The 19265-nt window shown below is 71.1% G+C and carries 16 protein-coding genes and 3 tRNA genes; 11 read left to right on the top strand and 8 right to left on the bottom strand.

Annotated features, from left to right (window positions below):
* Window positions 1-208: 208 nt before the first annotated feature.
* From purD to AB0J04_RS06335, 4 genes are all read left to right on the top strand, one after another.
* A complete protein-coding gene (gene purD, locus AB0J04_RS06350; RefSeq protein ID WP_363167207.1) occupies window positions 209-1480 on the top strand; it encodes a phosphoribosylamine--glycine ligase in 1272 nt (423 codons plus the stop codon).
* A 326-nt stretch (window positions 1481-1806) separates the two neighbouring features.
* Window positions 1807-3741: a hypothetical protein gene (locus tag AB0J04_RS06345; RefSeq protein WP_363167254.1), complete on the top strand. Its 1935-nt coding sequence runs from the start codon at window positions 1807-1809 to the stop codon at window positions 3739-3741.
* A 272-nt stretch (window positions 3742-4013) separates the two neighbouring features.
* Window positions 4014-5549 carry a N,N-dimethylformamidase beta subunit family domain-containing protein gene (locus AB0J04_RS06340; protein WP_363167206.1) on the top strand — a complete coding sequence of 512 codons (1536 nt, stop codon included), beginning with the start codon at window positions 4014-4016 and terminating at the stop codon, window positions 5547-5549.
* A 68-nt stretch (window positions 5550-5617) separates the two neighbouring features.
* On the top strand, window positions 5618-6517 hold the full coding sequence (locus AB0J04_RS06335) for a phosphoribosylaminoimidazolesuccinocarboxamide synthase (protein ID WP_363167205.1): 900 nt from the start codon (window positions 5618-5620) through the stop codon (window positions 6515-6517).
* Window positions 6518-6571: 54 nt separating this feature from the next.
* Here AB0J04_RS06335 and AB0J04_RS06330 read toward each other — a convergent pair.
* The 8 genes from AB0J04_RS06330 to AB0J04_RS06295 form a co-directional block, all read right to left on the bottom strand.
* Window positions 6572-6647, bottom strand: a tRNA-Gly gene (locus tag AB0J04_RS06330).
* A gap of 51 nt (window positions 6648-6698) precedes the next feature.
* Window positions 6699-7313 carry a response regulator transcription factor gene (locus AB0J04_RS06325; RefSeq protein WP_363167204.1) on the bottom strand — a complete coding sequence of 205 codons (615 nt, stop codon included), beginning with the start codon at window positions 7311-7313 and terminating at the stop codon, window positions 6699-6701.
* Complete coding sequence (locus AB0J04_RS06320; RefSeq protein WP_363167203.1) at window positions 7310-8596, bottom strand: histidine kinase; 1287 nt, start codon at window positions 8594-8596, stop codon at window positions 7310-7312. The genes AB0J04_RS06325 and AB0J04_RS06320 overlap by 4 nt, the downstream gene beginning before the upstream one ends.
* Window positions 8597-8615: 19 nt before the next feature.
* On the bottom strand, window positions 8616-9431 hold the full coding sequence (locus AB0J04_RS06315) for an ABC transporter permease (protein ID WP_363167202.1): 816 nt from the start codon (window positions 9429-9431) through the stop codon (window positions 8616-8618).
* Entirely contained in the window at window positions 9428-10405 is a 978-nt protein-coding gene (locus AB0J04_RS06310) for an ABC transporter ATP-binding protein (RefSeq protein ID WP_363167201.1), read from the bottom strand. Before AB0J04_RS06310 ends, AB0J04_RS06315 begins: the two co-directional genes overlap by 4 nt.
* 163 nt (window positions 10406-10568) lie before the next feature.
* A tRNA-Gly gene (locus tag AB0J04_RS06305) sits at window positions 10569-10641 on the bottom strand.
* An 80-nt stretch (window positions 10642-10721) separates the two neighbouring features.
* Window positions 10722-10793: transfer RNA gene (locus tag AB0J04_RS06300), tRNA-Gly, on the bottom strand.
* Between the two features lie 169 nt (window positions 10794-10962).
* The gene (locus AB0J04_RS06295; protein ID WP_363167200.1) at window positions 10963-11280 is read right to left on the bottom strand and encodes an Lsr2 family protein; all 318 of its coding nucleotides are present in this window, start codon (window positions 11278-11280) and stop codon (window positions 10963-10965) included.
* Window positions 11281-11643: 363 nt separating this feature from the next.
* On the opposite strand from AB0J04_RS06295, the gene purS reads away from it, so the two are divergent.
* The 7 genes from purS to purM all read left to right on the top strand — a co-directional run bounded on the left by purS (window position 11644) and on the right by purM (window position 19193).
* A complete protein-coding gene (purS, locus tag AB0J04_RS06290; RefSeq protein ID WP_020131278.1) occupies window positions 11644-11916 on the top strand; it encodes a phosphoribosylformylglycinamidine synthase subunit PurS in 273 nt (90 codons plus the stop codon).
* Window positions 11913-12593 carry a phosphoribosylformylglycinamidine synthase subunit PurQ gene (purQ, locus tag AB0J04_RS06285; RefSeq protein ID WP_363167199.1) on the top strand — a complete coding sequence of 227 codons (681 nt, stop codon included), beginning with the start codon at window positions 11913-11915 and terminating at the stop codon, window positions 12591-12593. The genes purS and purQ overlap by 4 nt, the downstream gene beginning before the upstream one ends.
* On the top strand, window positions 12590-14848 hold the full coding sequence (gene purL / locus AB0J04_RS06280) for a phosphoribosylformylglycinamidine synthase subunit PurL (RefSeq protein ID WP_363167198.1): 2259 nt from the start codon (window positions 12590-12592) through the stop codon (window positions 14846-14848). The genes purQ and purL overlap by 4 nt, the downstream gene beginning before the upstream one ends.
* 92 nt (window positions 14849-14940) lie before the next feature.
* Window positions 14941-15738: a sterol carrier family protein gene (locus AB0J04_RS06275; RefSeq protein ID WP_363167197.1), complete on the top strand. Its 798-nt coding sequence runs from the start codon at window positions 14941-14943 to the stop codon at window positions 15736-15738.
* Between the two features lie 127 nt (window positions 15739-15865).
* Window positions 15866-16312, top strand: a complete 447-nt coding sequence (locus tag AB0J04_RS06270) for an META domain-containing protein (protein ID WP_363167196.1) — start codon at window positions 15866-15868, stop codon at window positions 16310-16312.
* Between the two features lie 242 nt (window positions 16313-16554).
* A complete protein-coding gene (purF, locus tag AB0J04_RS06265) occupies window positions 16555-18081 on the top strand; it encodes an amidophosphoribosyltransferase (RefSeq protein WP_363167195.1) in 1527 nt (508 codons plus the stop codon).
* 44 nt (window positions 18082-18125) lie between these two features.
* Complete coding sequence (gene purM / locus AB0J04_RS06260) at window positions 18126-19193, top strand: phosphoribosylformylglycinamidine cyclo-ligase (protein ID WP_363167194.1); 1068 nt, start codon at window positions 18126-18128, stop codon at window positions 19191-19193.
* The last annotated feature ends 72 nt before the right edge of the window (window positions 19194-19265 follow it).

Below are 19265 nucleotides of genomic sequence, written 5' to 3'. Positions count from 1 at the left end.
GGAGGCCTCTCGGGCCGGGCTGACTACAGGCGTTGCCCGACGCCCACGTCACCGCCACGGAACCCACCGGTGGACAGCGGCACCAGTCTCAGAGCGGGTCTCAGGGACCGTGAGGGCCGAAGGCGTTCCGCCGTCCGTCGCAAGCCGCCAGCCAGCCCCTTGCGGGGGCCGGACCGAGCCGCCTACACCCTGGATTAGGCTGACCCCCGTGAACGTCCTCGTCATCGGCAGCGGCGCCCGCGAACACGCCCTGTGCCGCTCACTGTCCCTCGACCCCGCCGTCACCGCGCTGTACTGCGCGCCCGGCAACGCCGGCATCGCCGAGGTCGCCGAGCTGCACCAGGTCGACGCCCTGGACGGCAAGGCCGTGGCCGCGCTCGCCGTCGAGCTCGGCGCCGAGCTGGTCGTCGTCGGCCCGGAGGCGCCCCTGGTCGCGGGGGTCGCCGACGCCGTGCGCGAGGCGGGCATCCCGGTGTTCGGCCCCTCGAAGGAGGCCGCGGAGCTGGAAGGCTCCAAGGCGTTCGCCAAGGACGTGATGGCCGCGGCCGGCGTGCCGACCGCCCGCTCCTACGTCTGCACCACCGCCGAGGAGGTCGCCGAGGCCCTCGACGCCTTCGGCGCGCCGTACGTCGTCAAGGACGACGGTCTGGCCGCCGGCAAGGGCGTCGTCGTCACCGACGACCTGGAGGCCGCCGCGGCGCACGCGGCCGGGTGCGAGCGCGTCGTCATCGAGGAGTTCCTCGACGGCCCGGAGGTCTCCCTCTTCGCGATCACCGACGGCGAGAGCGTCGTCCCGCTCCAGCCCGCGCAGGACTTCAAGCGCGCGCTCGACGGCGACGAGGGCCCGAACACGGGCGGCATGGGCGCCTACTCGCCGCTGCCCTGGGCCGACCCGGAGCTGGTGCAGGAGGTCCTGGAGACCGTTCTCCAGCCGACCGTCGACGAGATGCACCGCCGCGGCACCCCGTTCTCCGGTCTGCTCTACGCCGGCCTCGCGATCACCAGCCGCGGCATCCGGGTCATCGAGTTCAACGCCCGCTTCGGCGACCCCGAGACGCAGGTCGTCCTGGCCCGGCTGCGGACCCCGCTGGCGGGTGTCCTGCTGGCCGCCGCCACCGGCGAGCTCGCCGACCTGCCGGCCCTGCGCTGGAACGACGACGCGGCCGTCACCGTCGTCATCGCCTCGCACAACTACCCCGACACCCCGCGCACCGGCGACCCGATCACCGGCCTCGCCGAGGTGGCCGCGGAGGACGCCCCGCACGCGTACGTCCTGCACGCCGGGACGAAGTACGACGGCGGCGAGGGCGGTGACGGCGGCACGGTCGTCAGCGCGGGCGGCCGCGTGCTGTCCGTCACCGCGACCGGCGCGGACCTCACCGAGGCCCGCGAGCGCGCGTACACGGCCGTCGCGCGCATCGGTCTGGACGGCTCCCAGCACCGTACGGACATCGCCGCGAAGGCGGCCGCCGAGGCGTAGGCACCCTCGCCCACCAGGTGTCTCCCAGGCCCCGGGCCGCCATGGAAGTCCTCACCGAGGACCCGTGGAACCCGGGGCCTGATCGTTGCCCAATGTCATACACCTTTCCCCAAGGCCATTCCATCGAGTGAGCGCTGAGCTATCCGGCTGACGGGGGCCGGACCGCCAACTAGGGTGCGGCGCAAGCCATCCGGTACTCGTTCCGGCACTTGGCCCACCGGCATTGCGATGTCAGTGGCGGGTGCCACAGTGGGGGAGTGACAACTGCGAAGACAGCCGGGGGAAACAGGACTACAGGGAGGGGGTGAGGTCCGGTCGTGACCGGTATGGGAGTGGAGGTGGGCGCGCAGGCCGCGCGTGCCCGGGCGCTGGCGGTGCTGCGCATCCGCAGCCGGGCGCTCGCCGTCGCGATGCTGCCCGCGGCCGCTGCCGTGATCCTGCTCGCGGGCGGTTCCACCGGCCAGTTCGCGGGCCAGGGCTGGGACGCCGCCCGCTGGACCGTCTCCGTCGTCGCGCTCGTCGTCCTGCTAGCCGCGGGCGTGATCGCCCTGGTCGTCGCCCGGGCCCGCCCCGCCGTCAGTCCCACGGTCGCCGTCGCCGAGGAGGCGGCCCCCGATCTGTACCGCCTGGTCCGTGACCTCGCCGACCGCCTCGACGTCCCCGTGCCCTCCGCGATAGCGCTCACCCCGGACTGCGACAGCTGGCTGGAGGACCGCACCCACCCGGCCCACGGCCCGCCCCCGCCGCGCGACCGCGACGAGATAGCCGGCGCGGGCGGCTCCAACGGCGCTCTCCACCGCCGTACGACAGCGGCGCCCGTGCTCGTCATAGGCTCCCCGTTCCTGTGGTGGATGCGGGTCGGCGAGCTACGGGCCGTCCTCGCCCCGGTGGTCGCCGGTACGGGCCCCTCGGCGCACCCGGACATAGCCGCGGCCCGGCGCTTCGTGCGCGGGCTGGACGCGGCGGTGGCCGTCTGTGCCGACCGCGGCGCACGGAACCCCGTCCTCCGGCCGGTCTGCTCGGGCATCGGCTGGGTCGCGCGGCTGATGCTGCGCGGCTGCCAGGTCCACGCCGGCGAGATGGAGCGGGGCGTGGCCGCCGCGGCCGCCGAGCGTGCACAGGCTGTGGACTACGGGCTGCGGATCGTCGCGCAGGAACAGGTGGGCCTCGCGTACGCGGGCTGGGACCGGCTGCTCACCCGGGTGGCGCTGCCCGCCTGGCGGATGGGCCGCTGGCCCTCCCGGCTGGACGCGGGAGTCGTCGCCGCCCTGACCGAGCTGTCCCGGCGCGACCGGCTGGCCGAGGGCTTCGCCTCCCGGCTCGGCGAGCGCCCCGCCTGTGACCTGCTCGAAGAGCCCGGCACGGTCGACGAGGCCGCCTCGCTGCTCGCCGCCCGCCTCTTCCACGGCGGCCCGGCGGAGCCCGGCCCGGACTGGTCACCGGTGGCCTGGGAGGACTACCCGGACGAAGTCGTCGACCGCAAGTGGCGCACCGACGCGGCCCGCCTCCACCGGGTCCTGGACGCCCTCGGCGTCCGTCGCACCCCCGGCCCCACCGGCCGCCTCGATCCCACCGGCCGCCTCGATCTCTCGAACTCCGCCCACCCCACGAGCATCGCCCATCCCGGGGGCCCCACCCTGGCCCGCGTCCTGGAGCACTTGACGGACCGGCGCGATGTCGGGGAGGAGGGCCACGGCGCGGAGGGGGCCCCCGTGGACACGTCCTACCCGACGAACACGGCCGCCCCGCCGCCCGCGCCTCCCACGGCCGACTCCGACTCCGATCCCAGCCTCGCGCCCACCCTCGCCCCCACCCCCGAAGCCCTCGACGGCGACGACTTCCTGCCGCCCAACCCGCGCAGCGCCGCCCTCGCCGCCCGGCTAGGCGCCGAGGTCGCCCGGGAGGAGGCGGCGGCCGCGCCCCCGGCCTCCGTCGGCTCTCCGGCGCCCGGCCAGGGCCCCGACACGGCGCTCTGGAACGGCGACGCGCTGCCCCTGTTCCCTCTCCAGTCCCCGCGCACCGACCGCGAGCTCCTCGCCGACCACGTCACGGCGATGGTCTGCTGCGCCGCGATGGACACGGTCGGCGCGACCCCGGGCCTCGACTGGCTCGACGGCCCGATACTCATGGTCGACGGCGTGCGCGTGGCCGATCTGGCCCCCCGGATCCTCAGGCTCGTCGAGGACGGCGACGCGGTTCCGCTGCGCACCTGGCTCGTGGAGCTGGGCATACGTCCGGAGAAGCCGGTACGGCTCGGCTGAGCGCGGCACCACCGCAGCACCACCGCAGCGACGCTCTATCGGAGCTGCCCCTTCCACTTTCGGCCAATTCGCAACGAATAGTGACTGTCTGCGCGCGTTATGTGATGTGCTGGGACCGATAGAGCCCATGGCAAGAGCTCGCGACATAAGACAAAACGCGAGACACGCGCGAGCTGCGAAAGGCACGCGAGATACGCGGGACACACGAGACGCAGGCGCACGGCGGTCACGTACGCACGAACCACCACGGGGGCACGAGGGAGGGGAGAACCATGGCACCCGGACCAGGACCAGGACCGGAGCGCATCCGCCGATGGGAGTCGGGAGCGCTGGCCCACGCGGTGACCGACCCCTTCGGACAGGGCCCCCTCCCCTGGCTGCGCGGCAGCGAGACGTACTTCGACGACACCGGCCAGGTCGTCCCCTGGTACGTGGACCCGGACCCGGCCCCCGCCTCGGCCCCGACGTCGGGCGCCTCCCGCGTCCCCGCCCCCCGCACCGCACCCGAGACCGGCGCCGGGGGTCCCCGCTCCGCCGACGACGTCCGCCGCCAGATCAAAGGCTTCGTCTCCACCGGCGCGGTCGCCCCCGGCGACGCCGTCGACTTCCACATCACCGTCGACCCGCCCCAGGAATTCAGCGTCGACATCTACCGCATCGGCCACTACGACGGCGACGGCGCGGCCAAGATCACCACCAGTCCGCGCCTCTCCGGCATCGTCCAGCCCCCGCCCCTGACCGCCGACCGCACGGTCTCCTGCCACCACTGGTGGCTCTCCTGGCGCCTTCAGGTCCCGTCGTACTGGAACGTCGGCGCGTACGTCGCCGTCCTCACCACCGTCGACGGCTACCGCTCGCACGTGCCCTTCACGGTCCGCGACCACCACCCGGCCGACCTGCTCCTGGTCCTCCCCGACATCACCTGGCAGGCCTACAACCTCTACCCCGAGGACGGCCGGACCGGCGCCAGCCTCTACCACGCGTGGGACGACAGCGGCCGTCTCCTCGGCGAGTCCGACGCGGCGACGACGGTCTCCTTCGACCGTCCGTACGCCGGCGCCGGCCTCCCCCTCCACGTCGGCCACGCCTACGACTTCATCCGCTGGGCCGAGCGCTACGGCTACGACCTCGCCTACGCCGACGCCCGCGACCTGCACACCGGTCACATCGACCCCACCCGTTACCGGGGCCTGGTCTTCCCCGGCCATGACGAGTACTGGTCGGCGAGCATGCGCCGCACCGTGGAACTCGCCCGCGACAGTGGCACCTCGCTCGTGTTCCTGTCCGCCAACTCCCTCTACTGGCAGGTGGAGTTGGGGCCTTCCACGTTCGGCGTGCCCGGCCGGCTGCTCACCTGCCGTAAACGCAAGGGGCCCGGCAAGCCCGTCCTGTGGCGGGAGATCGACCGCGCCGAGCAGCAACTGATCGGCATCCAGTACGCGGGCCGGGTGCCCGAGCCGCAGCCGCTGATCGTCCGCAACGCCGAGCACTGGCTGTGGGAGGCGACCGGCGCGGGTGAGGGCGACGGCATCGAGGACCTGGTCGCGGGCGAGGCCGACCGCTACTTCCCGCGCACCCCGCTGCCGCCCCACGAGGACCGCATCCTCCTCGCCCACTCCCCCTACGCCGACGGCGACGGCGTCCTCCGGCACCAGGAGACCTCCCTCTACCGCGCCCCTTCCGGCGCCTTGGTCTTCGCCTCCGGCACCTTCGCCTGGTCCCCGGCCCTGGACCGGCCCGGCCATGTCGACCCCCGCGTCCAACGCGCCACGGCCAACCTCCTGGACCGCATCTGCAAACGCGACTGACCCGCTGCCCGGAGCCGGGCAGTCATACGGGACAATCGAGTCGTTAGTCAGAACCACGGGGAGGAACCGTGTCCGGATTCGTAGAAAAGCCCGAGCCTCTTCAGGTGCCGGGCCTGGTGCATCTGCACACCGGCAAGGTGCGCGAGCTGTACCAGAACGAGGCGGGCGACCTCGTGATGGTCGCCAGCGACCGTACGTCCGCCTTCGACTGGGTGCTGCCGACCGAGATCCCCGACAAGGGCCGCGTCCTCACCCAGCTCTCCCTGTGGTGGTTCGACCAGCTCGCCGACCTGGTCCCGCACCACGTACTCAGCACGGAACTGCCCGCCGGCGCCCCCGCCGACTGGGTCGGCCGCACGCTGACCTGCAAGTCGCTGCGGATGGTCCCCGTGGAGTGCGTGGCCCGCGGCTACCTCACCGGCTCGGGCCTTCTCGAGTACCGGGAGTCCCGCACGGTCTGCGGCCTCGCCCTGCCCGAGGGCCTGGTCGACGGCAGCGAGCTGCCCGCCCCGATCTTCACCCCGGCCACCAAGGCCGCCGTCGGCGAGCACGACGAGAACGTCTCCTACGAGGAGGTCGCCCGTCAGGTCGGCGCCGACACCGCGGCCCAGCTCCGCCAGGCCACCCTCGCTGTCTACGGCAGGGCCCGCGACATCGCCCGCGCCCGGGGCATCATCCTCGCCGACACCAAGTTCGAGTTCGGCTTCGACGGGGACACGCTGGTCATCGCCGACGAGGTCCTCACCCCGGACTCCTCCCGCTTCTGGCCGGCCGACCGGTGGCAGCCGGGCCGCGCGCAGCCCTCGTACGACAAGCAGTTCGTGCGCGACTGGCTGACCTCGGCCGAGTCCGGCTGGGACCGAGCGAGCGAGCAGCCCCCGCCGCCCCTGCCCCAGCACATCGTGGACGCGACCCGCGCGAAGTACGTCGAGGCCTACGAGCGCCTCACCGGCGCCCGCTGGACCTGACCCGAAAGGGCCCCGCACGCCAAAGGCCCCGGTCGATGACCGGGGCCTTTGCGATGGAGCGGACGACGAGGCTCGAACTCGCGACCTCAACCTTGGCAAGGTTGCGCTCTACCAACTGAGCTACGTCCGCACTGCGCCGAGGTGCATTCGTTGTGGTGAATGTGCCGTGGCGCGAGGCCAACTATACCCAACCCCGCTCCCGGGCGAGCCGCACCGCCGCGTGCCGGTTCTCCGCCCCGAGCTTGGAGACGGCCGACGACAGATAGTTCCGCACGGTCCCCTGCGACAGCGCGGCCCGCTCCGCGATCTCCGCGACCGGCGCTCCGTCGGCGGCGAGTTCGAGCACCTCCGCCTCCCGCGAGGTCAGCGGCGAGTCCCCGGCCGCGATCGCGTCGGCGGCCAACTCCGGGTCGACGTAACGGTTCCCGGCATGCACCGTGCGGATGATCTCCGCGAGCCGCTGGGCGCTCACGGTCTTCGGGACGAACCCGCGCACACCCGCTGCAAGCGCCCGCTTGAGATGCCCCGGCCGACCATGGCTGGTGACGATCATGGCCCGGCAGTCGGGCAGTTCGGTCCGCAGGGATGTGGCGACCTTCACACCGTCGGCGCCCGGCATCTGAAGATCCAGGACGGCCACATCGGGCCGGTGCGCCCGTGCCATCGCCAGGGCCTCCGGTCCGGTGGCCGCCTCGGCGACGATCACCAGGTCGTCCTCCAGGGAGAGCAGCGCGGCCAGCGCACCCCGGATGAGGTGCTCGTCGTCGGCGAGCAGCACCCGCACCGGCGCTGTCATGAAGTGACCTCTCTCACAACAGTCTCGGTGGTCAGGGGAGTCCGGGGAGTCACGGAGGCCATGGGGGTCACCGGACTCAGGGGCACCTCGGCCACCACCCGGAACACACCCGCGCCGACGAACCCGGCCTCCAGCGTCCCGTCGACCACCTGCAGCCGCTCCCGCAGTCCGACCAGCCCCGACCCGCCCCCGGAACCGCTTCCGGAGTCGAGGGTCTCCTCGACCCCGTCGTTCTCCACCGTCAGCACCGCACGTCCCTCCGTCACCCGCAGCGCCACCGAGCACCGTCCGGCGTCTCCGTGCCGCAGCACATTGGTGGTCGTCTCCCGCACCACCCAGCCGAGCGCCGACTGCACCTCGGCGGGCAGCCCGCCGGTCTCGCCCCGCACCTCGCACGCGATCCCCGCCGCACTCAACACCCCTTGCGCACCGGCGAGTTCGACGCCGAGGTCGGCTTCCCGATAGCCCCGCACGACCTCGTGCACCTCGCGCTGCGACTCCTGCGCTATCCGCTGGACCTCGATCATCTGCTCCACGGCCTCCGGTCGCCCACGCCGGGCCAGTTGCACGGCCAGCTCGCTCTTCAGGGCGATCACGGCCAGGTTCCTGCCCATCACATCGTGCAGGTCCCGTCCGAACCGCAGCCGCTCCTCGGCGACGGCGAGCCGGGCCCGGGTCTCGCGGGCCTCGTCGAGCGCGTAGACGGCGTCGAGCAGCCAGACGGAGAAGACGGCCGTGAAGGCGAGGAACGAGCAGCCGACGAGCACGCCCCCCACGGTGATCAGGACAGAGGCGGCGGGCCCGCCCAGCGCCAACGAGATCGCTCCCGAGCCGAAGGCGAAGCCGCCCACGACCGCGTAGACGCGGCGCCTATCCCGCACACCGAGCACGATGACCCCCGCGCTGACGATCAGGACGACCCCGAAGACCCCGCCCGCGGCGGTGTCCACGTTCTCCCCGCTCGGACCGTGCTTGGCGATCACCATCGCCGCGACGACGATCACGGCGGTGAGGGAGGCGAGCGTCCACAGCAGTCGCACCGGCTGCGGGCGCCGCCCGCGCGTCCAGTCGACCGCCCGGGACACCGTCAGCATGCAGACCCCGCCGTGCAGGGCCACCGCGGTGAGCAGCCCCGCACCCAGCCCCGGCCCGAGCAGTCCGAGGGCCGGCAGGCCGATGCCCAGGATCTCGGTCAGCCAGAAGAAGTGGAAGGACAATCGCGTGTACGTCTCGAACTTCGCCGGTGTGCTCTTCTGCCGCCACCAGCCCCCCGGCCCACGCATCTCCCCGTCGCCCCCGTTCTCAGCGCCGTGGTTCCCAGCGGAACCACCGCTGTACAGCAAACACCGCCGGCACGGTCCAGGCCAGTGCGGTCAACAGGGCGCCCAGAGTCTCGTACGCCGACAGGTCTCCGGTCCAGCCGCCGCGTATCAGGGCGATCACCGGGGACAGCGGCAGCAGTTCGAAGACCGAGGCGAGCCGGTCGGGCAGCAGTTCGAGGGGGACGGCCACCCCGGAGCCGATCATCGACACGAGCACCATCGGCAGGCTGGTGACCTGTGCGTTCTCCACGGTCCGGGTCAGCGCCGCCGTGACCGCCGCGAGCGCCGTGCACATCGCCAGGCCCAACAGCAGCCCCAGAACGGCGAGATGCGGGGCCTCGGGGGCCGGTATGTCGAGCAGGACCGTCGAACCGGCCACCAGCACCAGGGACTGCACCAGCCCGGTGACGAGGACCGGCAGGGCCGCCCCGCCGAGGATCTCCGCATCCCGCAGCTCACCCGTGCGCAGCCGCTTCAGCACCAACTCCTCGCGCCGGGCGGTGTAGATGGCCGTCAGCGCCGAGTACACCCCGAACAGCAGCGAGAAGCCGATCGCGGCGGGCAGGAGCACCAGGCCGACGGTCAGCCCGGCGTCCTCCACCTCCATGTCCTCGACCACCGAGAACAGGCTGACCGGCAGCGCGAGCGGTACCACCACGGCCGTGATGAGCGTGCTCTTGCTGCGCACGAGCAGCGTCAGCTCGGCGCGTGCCAGGGCGGTCATCCGGCTCACGGGCGTGGTGACCGTACGCGTGGCCGCCCGGCCGGTCGTGTTCTTCACCGTTGCCCCGCTCATGCCGCGACCTCCTCGGTCGTGTCGTCTCCGGCAGTGCCGCTGTGGTCCCTGTTCGACGCCTGCCGGGCTATCCCCAGGAACGCCTCCTCCAACGAGGCCGACCGCACGTCCAGCCTGCGCAGTTCGACCCCGGCCCGCTCCGCCCACATCAGCAGGCCGGTCGCCGCCCGCTGCAACTCGCGGGTGTGCAGCCGTATGACGCGCCCCTCGATCTCGTGATCGCACACGCCCAGTTCGCCCAGCGGCGGCAGGTCGCCCACGAAGTACCCCTCGGGCAGTTCGAACGCGATCCGGGACGGCTGGGCGCCGGTCACCTCGTCGGGTGTCCCGGCGGCCGCGATACGGCCCTTGTGCAGGATGGCCAGCCGGTCGGCGAGGTTCTCCGCCTCCTCCAGGTAGTGCGTGGTCAGCAGCACCGTCGTACCGGCGTCGCGCAGGGTGCGCACCAGGTCCCAGGTGTCGCGGCGGCCCTCGGCGTCCAGGCCGGTCGTCGGCTCGTCCAGGAACAGCACCTCGGGTTCGCCGAGCACCGCGAGCGCCAGGTCGAGGCGGCGCCGCTCACCCCCGGACAGCTGCTTGACCCGGACGCCGGCCCGCCCGGCGAGCCCGACCAGCGCCAGCGCCTCCGCGACGGGACGGGCGCCGCTCACGCAGCCGGACCACATCCGCGCCGTCTCGGCGACGGTCAGCTCGGAGGGGAAGCCGCCCTCCTGAAGCATCACGCCGGTGCGCGGCCGGACGGCGGCCCGCTCGGTGTACGGATCGTGCCCGAGGACGCCGATCCGCCCGCCGTCGGGCCGGGCGAGCCCCTCCAGCAATTCGACCGTCGATGTCTTGCCGGCGCCGTTGGTGCCGAGCAGCGCGAAGATCTCACCGCGGTCGACGTGGAAGGAGATCCCACGGACCGCTTCGAACCCGCCCCCGTACACACGCCGGAGGTCGGTGACCTCAATCACGTGTTCATTCGTGTCCATGCCTTCAGCCTCCCCGCGGACGGGAGCCGACTGCAGTGCGAGGTGTCACCACTCCATATGACAAATGTCAGATCCGGTGGGCGACGGTCGGCGGGCGACGGGCGATGGCCGATGGGCGCGCACGAAAAAGCCCCCCGGCAACAGCCGGGGGGCTTGATACAAGAGCGGACGACGAGGCTCGAACTCGCGACCTCAACCTTGGCAAGGTTGCGCTCTACCAACTGAGCTACGTCCGCATTGCCTCCGACCAGCTTTCACTGATCGGCGCGAGCACCAGCCTACCTGATCCAGGAGACTGGCCAGACCGGCGGTGCAGAGCGGGTGACAGGAATTGCACACTGCGCCTTCCCCCTGGAAGGGGGATGTTCTACTACTGAACTACACCCGCGTGTACTCCGTGAGCTGGGCTTTTCGGGCCCCGCCCCTCGGCGTGCTCCAGACTCTAGCCGACCCGGAGGGGTGCAGCGCAAGTCGGTTCGTTCGAGGGGCGGGTGACCGGCCGTCGGCCCGGCCTTCACCGCGCCGGGAGCACCGGAGCGGGCTTCACCGGGCCGGGCTCACTGCGCGTCGGCGAAGGCCTCGTAGATCTTCTTGGGGATGCGGCCGCGGGCCGGCACCTCCATCTTGTTGGCCTGGGCCCAGGCGCGGACCGCCGACGGGTCGGGGGCGACCTCCGTCTGCTTGTAGGCCCTGCCGGACTTCGACCGCTTGCGGCCGGCGTCCACGTAGGGTGCGAGGGCCTTACGCAGTTTCTTGGCATTGGCTTCATTCAGGTCGATCTCGTACGACTTGCCGTCGAGCCCGAAGGCGATCGTTTCCGCCGCTTCCGAGCCGTCGATGTCGTCAAAGAGAGTGACCACGACCTTCTGCGCCACGAATATCGGTCCCTTCGTGCGACAGCTCTGCGATGACGTGCCAAGACGCCGCGGAGATGTCGACTGTTCGCCTGTTATGGGGCAAAGTATCGGCTATTACCAATTCATTTGTACAGTGCCCGGCATTGCAATGTGAAGCCCGACTAAATCTGTCCGCGTGTCCCGGGGCAATAGGGAACGCGGGTGCACCCCGGATCTTTCCCTGAAATTTCCGCGAAGGCACAGGTCCGATACCTGATCGTGATGGCGCTCACGTACTTTCCTACAACTCTACCCGCGTAGAAATTTTGTACGGGTAGTCTGAAGACACCTGTTGGAGACACCCGCAGGAGCCTGCTCAGCACCACACCACCGGGAGTGCCAGTGGCACGCGTCGTAGTCGACGTCATGCTCAAGCCGGAGATCCTCGACCCCCAGGGCCAGGCGGTGCAGCGCGCACTGCCGCGGCTGGGTTTCGAAGGCATCTCCGACGTACGTCAGGGAAAGCGATTCGAACTGGAAGTTGACGGACCCGTAGACGAGGCCGCCCTCGCCCGCATCCACGATCTTGCGGAATCCTTCCTCGCCAACACCGTGATCGAGGACTTCACCGTCAAGGTCGAGTCGGAAGAAGCAGTCGCGGGGGCCGCGAAGTGACCGCTCGTATTGGCGTCGTCACTTTCCCGGGCAGCCTCGACGACCGGGACACCCAGCGTGCGATCCGCCTCGCGGGCGCCGAACCCGTCGCTCTCTGGCACAAGGACAAGAACCTCCACCAGGTCGACGCGGTCGTCCTTCCCGGCGGTTTCTCCTACGGCGACTATCTGCGCGCCGGGGCCATCTCCCGCTTCTCGCCCGTGATGGAGACGGTCATCGAGCAGGCGAAGTCCGGCCTTCCGGTTCTCGGCATCTGCAACGGCTTCCAGATCCTCACCGAGGCCCATCTGCTGCCCGGCGGGATGCTCGGCAACGACCACCTCCACTTCATCTGCCGCGACCAGAAGCTGCGGGTGGAGAACGCGGACACCGCCTGGACGGCCGACTACACAGCGGGCCAGGAGATCCACATCCCGCTGAAGAACATGGACGGCCGGTACGTCGCCGACGAATACACCCTCGACCAGCTCGAGGCAGAGGGCCGTGTCGCCTTCCGGTATGTCGACTTCAACCCGAACGGCTCGCTCCGTGACATCGCCGGTATCACCAACGAGGCCGGCAACGTCGTAGGCCTCATGCCGCACCCGGAGCACGCCGTCGAGCCGCTCGTCGGGTCCGGCCGCACGGACGGTCTCCCGTTCTTCACCTCGATCCTCAAGAAGCTGGTCAACGCATGAGCCGGACGCCTCTGGACACGGTCGAGCACGCGGCCGAGACCCCCGACGTCGAGCTGCCCTGGGCCGAACTCGGCCTGAAGAAGGACGAGTACGAACGGGTCGTGGAGATCCTCGGCCGCCGCCCGACCGGCGCCGAGCTCGCCATGTACTCGGTCATGTGGTCCGAGCACTGCTCCTACAAGTCCTCCAAGGTCCACCTCCGCCAGTTCGGCGAGAAGGCCCCCCAGTCCGATGCGCTGCTCGTGGGCATCGGCGAGAACGCGGGCGTCGTGGACGTCGGCCAGGGCTACGCGGTCACCTTCAAGGTCGAGTCGCACAACCACCCCTCCTACGTCGAGCCCTACCAGGGCGCGGCCACGGGCGTCGGCGGCATCGTCCGCGACATCATCGCGATGGGCGCCCGCCCGGTCGCGGTCGTGGACCCGCTGCGCTTCGGCGCGGCCGACCACCCCGACACCAAGCGCGTCCTGCCGGGCGTCGTCGCCGGCATCGGCGGCTACGGCAACTGCCTGGGCCTGCCGAACATCGGCGGCGAGGTCGTCTTCGACGCCTGCTACCAGGGCAACCCGCTGGTCAACGCCGGTGCCATCGGCGTCATGCGGCACGAGGACATCCACCTCGCGAAGGCGTCCGGCGCGGGCAACAAGGTCATCCTCTACGGGGCCCGGACCGGTGGCGACGGCATCGGCGGCGCGTCCATCCTGGCCAGTGAGACCTTCGACGACGCCAAGCCGTCGAAGCGCCCGGCCGTGCAGGTCGGCGACCCCTTCCAGGAGAAGCTCCTCATCGAGTGCACCCTGGAGGCCTTCGCCGAGAAGCTGGTCGTCGGCATCCAGGACCTCGGCGCGGCGGGCCTCTCCTGCGCCACGTCCGAGCTGGCGTCGAACGGCTCCGGCGGTATGCGCGTCACGCTGGACGACGTTCCGCTGCGCGACTCGACGCTCTCGCCCGAGGAAATCCTCATGAGCGAGTCGCAGGAACGCATGTGCGCGGTCGTCGAGCCGGCGAAGGTCGACCGGTTCCTCGAGATCTGCGACAAGTGGGACGTCATCGCCACCGTCATCGGTGAGGTCACGGACGGCGACCGCCTCGAGATCTTCTGGCACGGCGGCAAGATCGTCGACGTCGACCCGCGGACCGTGGCCCACGACGGCCCGGTCTACGAGCGCCCCTACGCCCGCCCGGAGTGGCAGGACGCCCTCCAGGCGGACGACGCGAACAAGCTGCCCCGGCCGCAGACGGGCGAGGAGCTGAAGGACCAGGTCCTGAAGCTGGTGGCCTCGCCCAACCAGGCGTCGAAGAAGTGGATCACGTCCCAGTACGACCACTTCGTGCAGGGCAACACCGTCCTCGCCCAGCCCGAGGACTCCGGCATGATCCGGATCGACGAGGAGACCGGCCTCGGCGTCGCCATCGCGACCGACGGCAACGGCCGGTACGCCAAGCTCGACCCCTACGCGGGCGCGCAGCTGGCCCTCTCCGAGGCCTACCGGAACGTGGCGACCACGGGTGCCAAGCCGCTCGCCGTCTCCGACTGCCTGAACTTCGGCTCGCCCGAGGACCCGGCGGTGATGTGGCAGTTCGCGGAGGCCATCCGCGGCCTGGCCGACGCCTGCCAGCAACTGGGCACCCCGGTGACCGGCGGCAACGTCTCCCTCTACAACCAGACGGGCGAGGTGGCCATCCACCCGACCCCGGTGGTGGCCGTGCTGGGCGTCATCGACGACGTCGCCCGCCGCACGCCCGTCGCCTTCCAGGAGGAGGGCCAGCTGCTCTACCTCCTCGGCGACACCCGTGAGGAGTTCGGCGGCTCGGCCTGGTCCCAGGTCGTCCACGACCACCTGGGCGGACTGCCCCCGAAGGTCGACCTGGAGCGGGAGCGGCTGCTCGCCGAGATCCTGATCTCCGCCTCCCGCGACGGCATGATCGACTCCGCGCACGACCTGTCCGACGGCGGTCTGATCCAGGCGGTCGTCGAGTCGGCGCTGCTCGCCGGCAAGGGCGCGCGGCTGGTCGTACCGGACGGCCTCGACGCGTTCACCCTTCTCTTCTCCGAGTCGGCGGGGCGTGCCGTGGTGGCCGTCCCGCGCTCCGAGGAGCTCCGCTTCAACGACATGTGCGGCGCCCGGGGGCTCCCGGTCACCCGCATCGGTGTCGTCGACGGCGACACGGTCGAGCTCCAGGGCGAGTTCGAGCTGTCCCTGGAGGAGCTGCGCACGGCGCACGAGGAGACCATCCCGGCGCTGCTCGCGTAAGCGGGAGTTCCACCAGCAGTGCGCCGAAGGCCCCGCCCGTTCCCCAGGGCGGGGCCTTCGGCGCGACCAGGACCTGCCCTAGGCTCACCGCCATGCCCCCGGCCAAGAAGCGCACGCGCGCGTACGACCCCGTCAAGACCCGCGCAGCCGTCCTCGCCCAGTTCGGGAACGTACGCGAGGCGGTCGCCGGCCTCACGCCCGAGCAGCTGGCGCTGCCGACGAGGCTCGCGGGCTGGACCGTGCGGGACCTCGCCGCGCACGTGACCATGGCGGTGGAGACCGTCAGCCGCAACCTCGACCGGGACGAGCCGCCGAAGGCGGAACTCGCGCTCCTGGACTGGCCGTCCGCCACCGGCGCCCGGGCCGCAGGCATCTCCGACGACACCCTGGACCTCGCCGCGGCCCACCCCGACCTGAACGCCCTCTACGCCCGCACCGAGAAGCGCGTCACCGAGGCGCTCGCCGCCGCTCCCGGCGAACGGATCCTCGCCGCCCGCACCGGCGCCATCACCCTCGCCGACTACCTCGTCACCCGCACCGTGGAACTCACCGTCCACACCGACGATCTCAACGCGGCCGTCCCCGGCCTGGACATCCCCCACGACCGTCAGGCGCTCGCCGCCGCCACCCGGCTGCTCGCCGACGCGCTCGCCGTCAAGGCGCCCGGCGGCGCGACCGAGGTGCGGATCCCGCCCTACGCCGTGGTGCAGTGCATCGAGGGCCCCCGGCACACCCGGGGCACCCCGCCCAACGTCGTCGAGACCGATCCGCTGACCTGGATCCGGCTGGCGACCGGCCGGGTGACCTGGCAGACGGCCGTGGAGTCGGCGAAGGTCGCCGCGAGCGGGGAGCGGGCCGACCTCGCGGCTCTGCTGCCGCTCATGTCCTGAAACCGACACCCGGGTCGAACCCAGGTGGAACCGACCACCCCACCCGTCCCGTCGAACCGGCATGTACAGGCAGAGGCACAGCCCTACGCACACGTACAACGGCGCTACGCGCGCGTACAAGCGGCGCATGACACTGACCGCCGCCGCCCTGCTCGTCCCGCTGCTCCCGTTCGCCGCGGCCTGCGGCGCGGAGAAGTCGGACGGCGAGCAGCCCGGCAGCGGGGCGGTGAGCGCGGAGCAGCCCGTCACCGGGGTGCGGTGGAACGTCGACAGCGTCATCGTGGACGGCACCACCCACCAGGCCCCGGACGGCGCGCACCTGAAGATCGAGGACGGCAAGGCGGCGGGCAGCTACGGCTGCAACAACTTCACCGCCAAGGCCGTCGTCGAGGGCGACAGCGTCACCTTCAGCGAGGCCAGGGCGACCAGGATGGCCTGTCAGGGCCGGCCCATGACCTTCGAGCGCGCCCTGTCCGCAGCCCTCGCCGAGGGCGCCCTCACCACCGAGGTCAAGGGCACCACGCTGACCCTCGGCACGGCCGACGGCGACCAGGTCCGACTGACCAGAGACTGACCAGAGAATGAGATCTCGCCCGCCGCCCGTCCCCAACGGTGTGCGACACCTCACTCGCACCCGTGGAACGGCTCCCCTCGCGGTCGCCGCCACATCGCGCCGGACCGGCTATTGGATCACCGCTTATCACGTCTGACCTGCAAAAATGAGTCGATCATGATAAGTGTCGCCGACGAGTGATCCGGTTACCGGCAGGTATCCCCAATTCGGACCAGTGGTCGATCTCGCCTACACTCGGTGGCGTGCCACGTGGTGACGGTCGACTCAGTCATGATCTGCTCCCCGGCGAGAAAGGCCCCCAGGACGCTTGCGGCGTCTTCGGAGTCTGGGCTCCCGGTGAAGAGGTCGCCAAGCTCACTTACTTCGGGCTCTACGCCCTCCAGCATCGGGGTCAGGAATCCGCGGGAATCGCGGTCAGCAACGGCTCCCAGATCCTCGTCTTCAAGGACATGGGTCTCGTTTCCCAGGTCTTCGACGAGACCTCGCTCGGTTCGCTCCAGGGTCATATCGCGGTCGGACACGCCCGCTACTCGACCACCGGCGCCTCCGTGTGGGAGAACGCCCAGCCGACGTTCCGGGCCACCGCGCACGGCTCGATCGCGCTCGGCCACAACGGCAACCTCGTCAACACCGCCCAGCTCGCCGAGATGGTCGCCGACCTGCCCAAGCAGGAAGGCCGCATCCCGCGCGTCGCGGCGACCAACGACACCGACCTGCTCACCGCGCTGCTCGCGGCCCAGGTCGACGCGGACGGCAAGCCGCTGACCATCGAAGAGGCCGCCCACCAGATCCTCCCGCAGGTCAAGGGCGCCTTCTCGCTCGTCTTCATGGACGAGCACACCCTCTACGCGGCCCGCGACCCGCAGGGCATCCGCCCGCTGGTCCTCGGCCGGCTGGAGCGCGGCTGGGTGGTCGCCTCCGAGTCCGCCGCCCTCGACATCTGCGGCGCGGCCTACGTCCGCGAGATAGAGCCGGGCGAGTTCATCGCCATCGACGAGAACGGCCTGCGCACCTCCCGATTCGCGGACGCGAAGCCCAAGGGCTGTGTCTTCGAGTACGTGTACCTGGCCCGCCCCGACACCGACATCGCCGGCCGGAACGTGTACCTCTCCCGCGTGGAGATGGGCCGCAAGCTCGCCAAGGAAGCCCCGGTCGACGCGGACCTGGTGATAGCGACCCCGGAGTCCGGCACCCCGGCCGCCATCGGCTACGCGGAGGCCTCCGGCATCCCCTTCGGCGCGGGTCTCGTGAAGAACGCGTACGTCGGCCGGACGTTCATCCAGCCCTCGCAGACGATCCGGCAGCTCGGCATCCGCCTGAAGCTGAACCCGCTGAAGGAAGTCATCAAGGGCAAGCGGCTGGTCGTCGTCGACGACTCGATCGTGCGCGGCAACACCCAGCGGGCCCTGGTCCGCATGCTCCGTGAGGCGGGCGCGGCCGAGGTCCACATCCGGATCTCCTCGCCGCCCGTGAAGTGGCCCTGCTTCTTCGGCATCGACTTCGCCACGCGCGCGGAGCTCATCGCCAACGGCATGACCATCGAGGAGATCGGCACGTCGCTCGGCGCCGACTCCCTCTCGTACATCTCCATCGACGGCATGATCGAGGCCACCACCATCGACAAGCCGAACCTCTGCCGCGCCTGCTTCGACGGCGAGTACCCGATGGAGCTCCCGGACCCCGAGCTGCTCGGCAAGCAGCTCCTGGAGACGGAGCTGGCCGCGGGTCCCGCAGCCACGGCCGCGGCCGATGCGATCCGTCGCCCGTAGGCAGCCCGTAATACCTGCAGTACGACACGAAAGTTCTCACCGTCATGTCTGAGACAACTGGTGCCAGCTACGCAGCCGCGGGCGTCGACATCGAAGCGGGCGACCGCGCTGTAGAGCTGATGAAGGAGTGGGTGAAGAAGACGCAGCGCCCCGAGGTCCTCGGCGGCCTCGGCGGCTTCGCCGGCCTCTTCGACGCCTCCGCCCTCAAGCGCTACGAGCGCCCCCTCCTGGCCTCCGCCACGGACGGCGTCGGCACCAAGGTCGACATCGCGCGTCAGCTCGGCGTGTACGACACGATCGGCCACGACCTCGTCGCCATGGTCATGGACGACATCGTTGTGTGCGGCGCCGAACCGCTGTTCATGACCGACTACATCTGCGTCGGCAAGGTCCACCCCGAGCGCGTCGCCGCCATCGTCAAGGGCATCGCCGAGGGCTGTGTGCTCGCCGGCTGCGCCCTGGTCGGCGGCGAGACGGCGGAGCACCCGGGCCTGCTCGGCGAGGACGACTTCGACGTCGCCGGCGCCGGCACGGGCGTCGTGGAGGCCGACCGGCTGCTCGGCCCGGATCGTATCCGCACGGGTGACACGGTGATCGCCATGGCGGCCTCCGGCCTTCACTCGAACGGGTACTCCCTGGTCCGGCACGTCCTGCTCAAGCAGGCGGGCCTCGCCCTGGAGTCCCGGATCGACGAGCTCGGCCGCACGCTCGGCGAGGAGCTCCTGGAGCCCACCAAGATCTACTCGCTGGACTGTCTGGCGCTCACCCGCACCACGGACGTCCACGCCTTCTCGCACATCACCGGAGGCGGCCTCGCGGCCAACCTGGCCCGGGTGATCCCGGACGGGCTGCACGCGATCGTGGACCGCTCCACCTGGACCCCGGCCCCGATCTTCGACCTGGTCGGCAGGACCGGCTCCGTCGAGCGCCTGGAGCTGGAGAAGACCCTGAACATGGGCGTCGGCATGATGGCGGTCGTGCCCGAGGAGTCGACGGACGTGGCCCTGGCGACGCTGGCCGACCGAGGCGTCGAGGCCTGGGTCGCCGGCGAGATCACCGAGCGCGGCGAACACCCGACGGGCGCGGAGCTGGTCGGGGACTACGCGGTCTAGGACACACCGGGAAACCGGTCCTGGACATGGCCAGGACCGGGTAACCGTGCAGGACGAGATGACCTTGCAGGC

The organism is Streptomyces sp. NPDC050263, from assembly GCF_040655955.1.
GTDB lineage: Bacteria > Actinomycetota > Actinomycetes > Streptomycetales > Streptomycetaceae > Streptomyces.
This window is presented reverse-complemented; position numbering and strand designations above follow the sequence as displayed.

Bases quoted from the DNA above. Each gene is read 5' to 3' on its own strand.
- AB0J04_RS06270 (WP_363167196.1), top strand. From the start codon at position 15,866: ATGACACTGACCGCCGCCGCCCTGCTCGTCCCGCTGCTCCCGTTCGCC.
- purM (WP_363167194.1), top strand. From the start codon at position 18,126: ATGTCTGAGACAACTGGTGCCAGCTACGCAGCCGCGGGCGTCGACATC.
- purL (WP_363167198.1), top strand. From the start codon at position 12,590: ATGAGCCGGACGCCTCTGGACACGGTCGAGCACGCGGCCGAGACCCCC.
- AB0J04_RS06325 (WP_363167204.1), bottom strand. From the start codon at position 7,313: ATGACAGCGCCGGTGCGGGTGCTGCTCGCCGACGACGAGCACCTCATC.
- AB0J04_RS06275 (WP_363167197.1), top strand. From the start codon at position 14,941: ATGCCCCCGGCCAAGAAGCGCACGCGCGCGTACGACCCCGTCAAGACC.
- AB0J04_RS06320 (WP_363167203.1), bottom strand. From the start codon at position 8,596: ATGCGTGGGCCGGGGGGCTGGTGGCGGCAGAAGAGCACACCGGCGAAG.
- AB0J04_RS06345 (WP_363167254.1), top strand. From the start codon at position 1,807: ATGGGAGTGGAGGTGGGCGCGCAGGCCGCGCGTGCCCGGGCGCTGGCG.
- AB0J04_RS06310 (WP_363167201.1), bottom strand. From the start codon at position 10,405: ATGGACACGAATGAACACGTGATTGAGGTCACCGACCTCCGGCGTGTG.
- AB0J04_RS06315 (WP_363167202.1), bottom strand. From the start codon at position 9,431: ATGAGCGGGGCAACGGTGAAGAACACGACCGGCCGGGCGGCCACGCGT.
- AB0J04_RS06340 (WP_363167206.1), top strand. From the start codon at position 4,014: ATGGCACCCGGACCAGGACCAGGACCGGAGCGCATCCGCCGATGGGAG.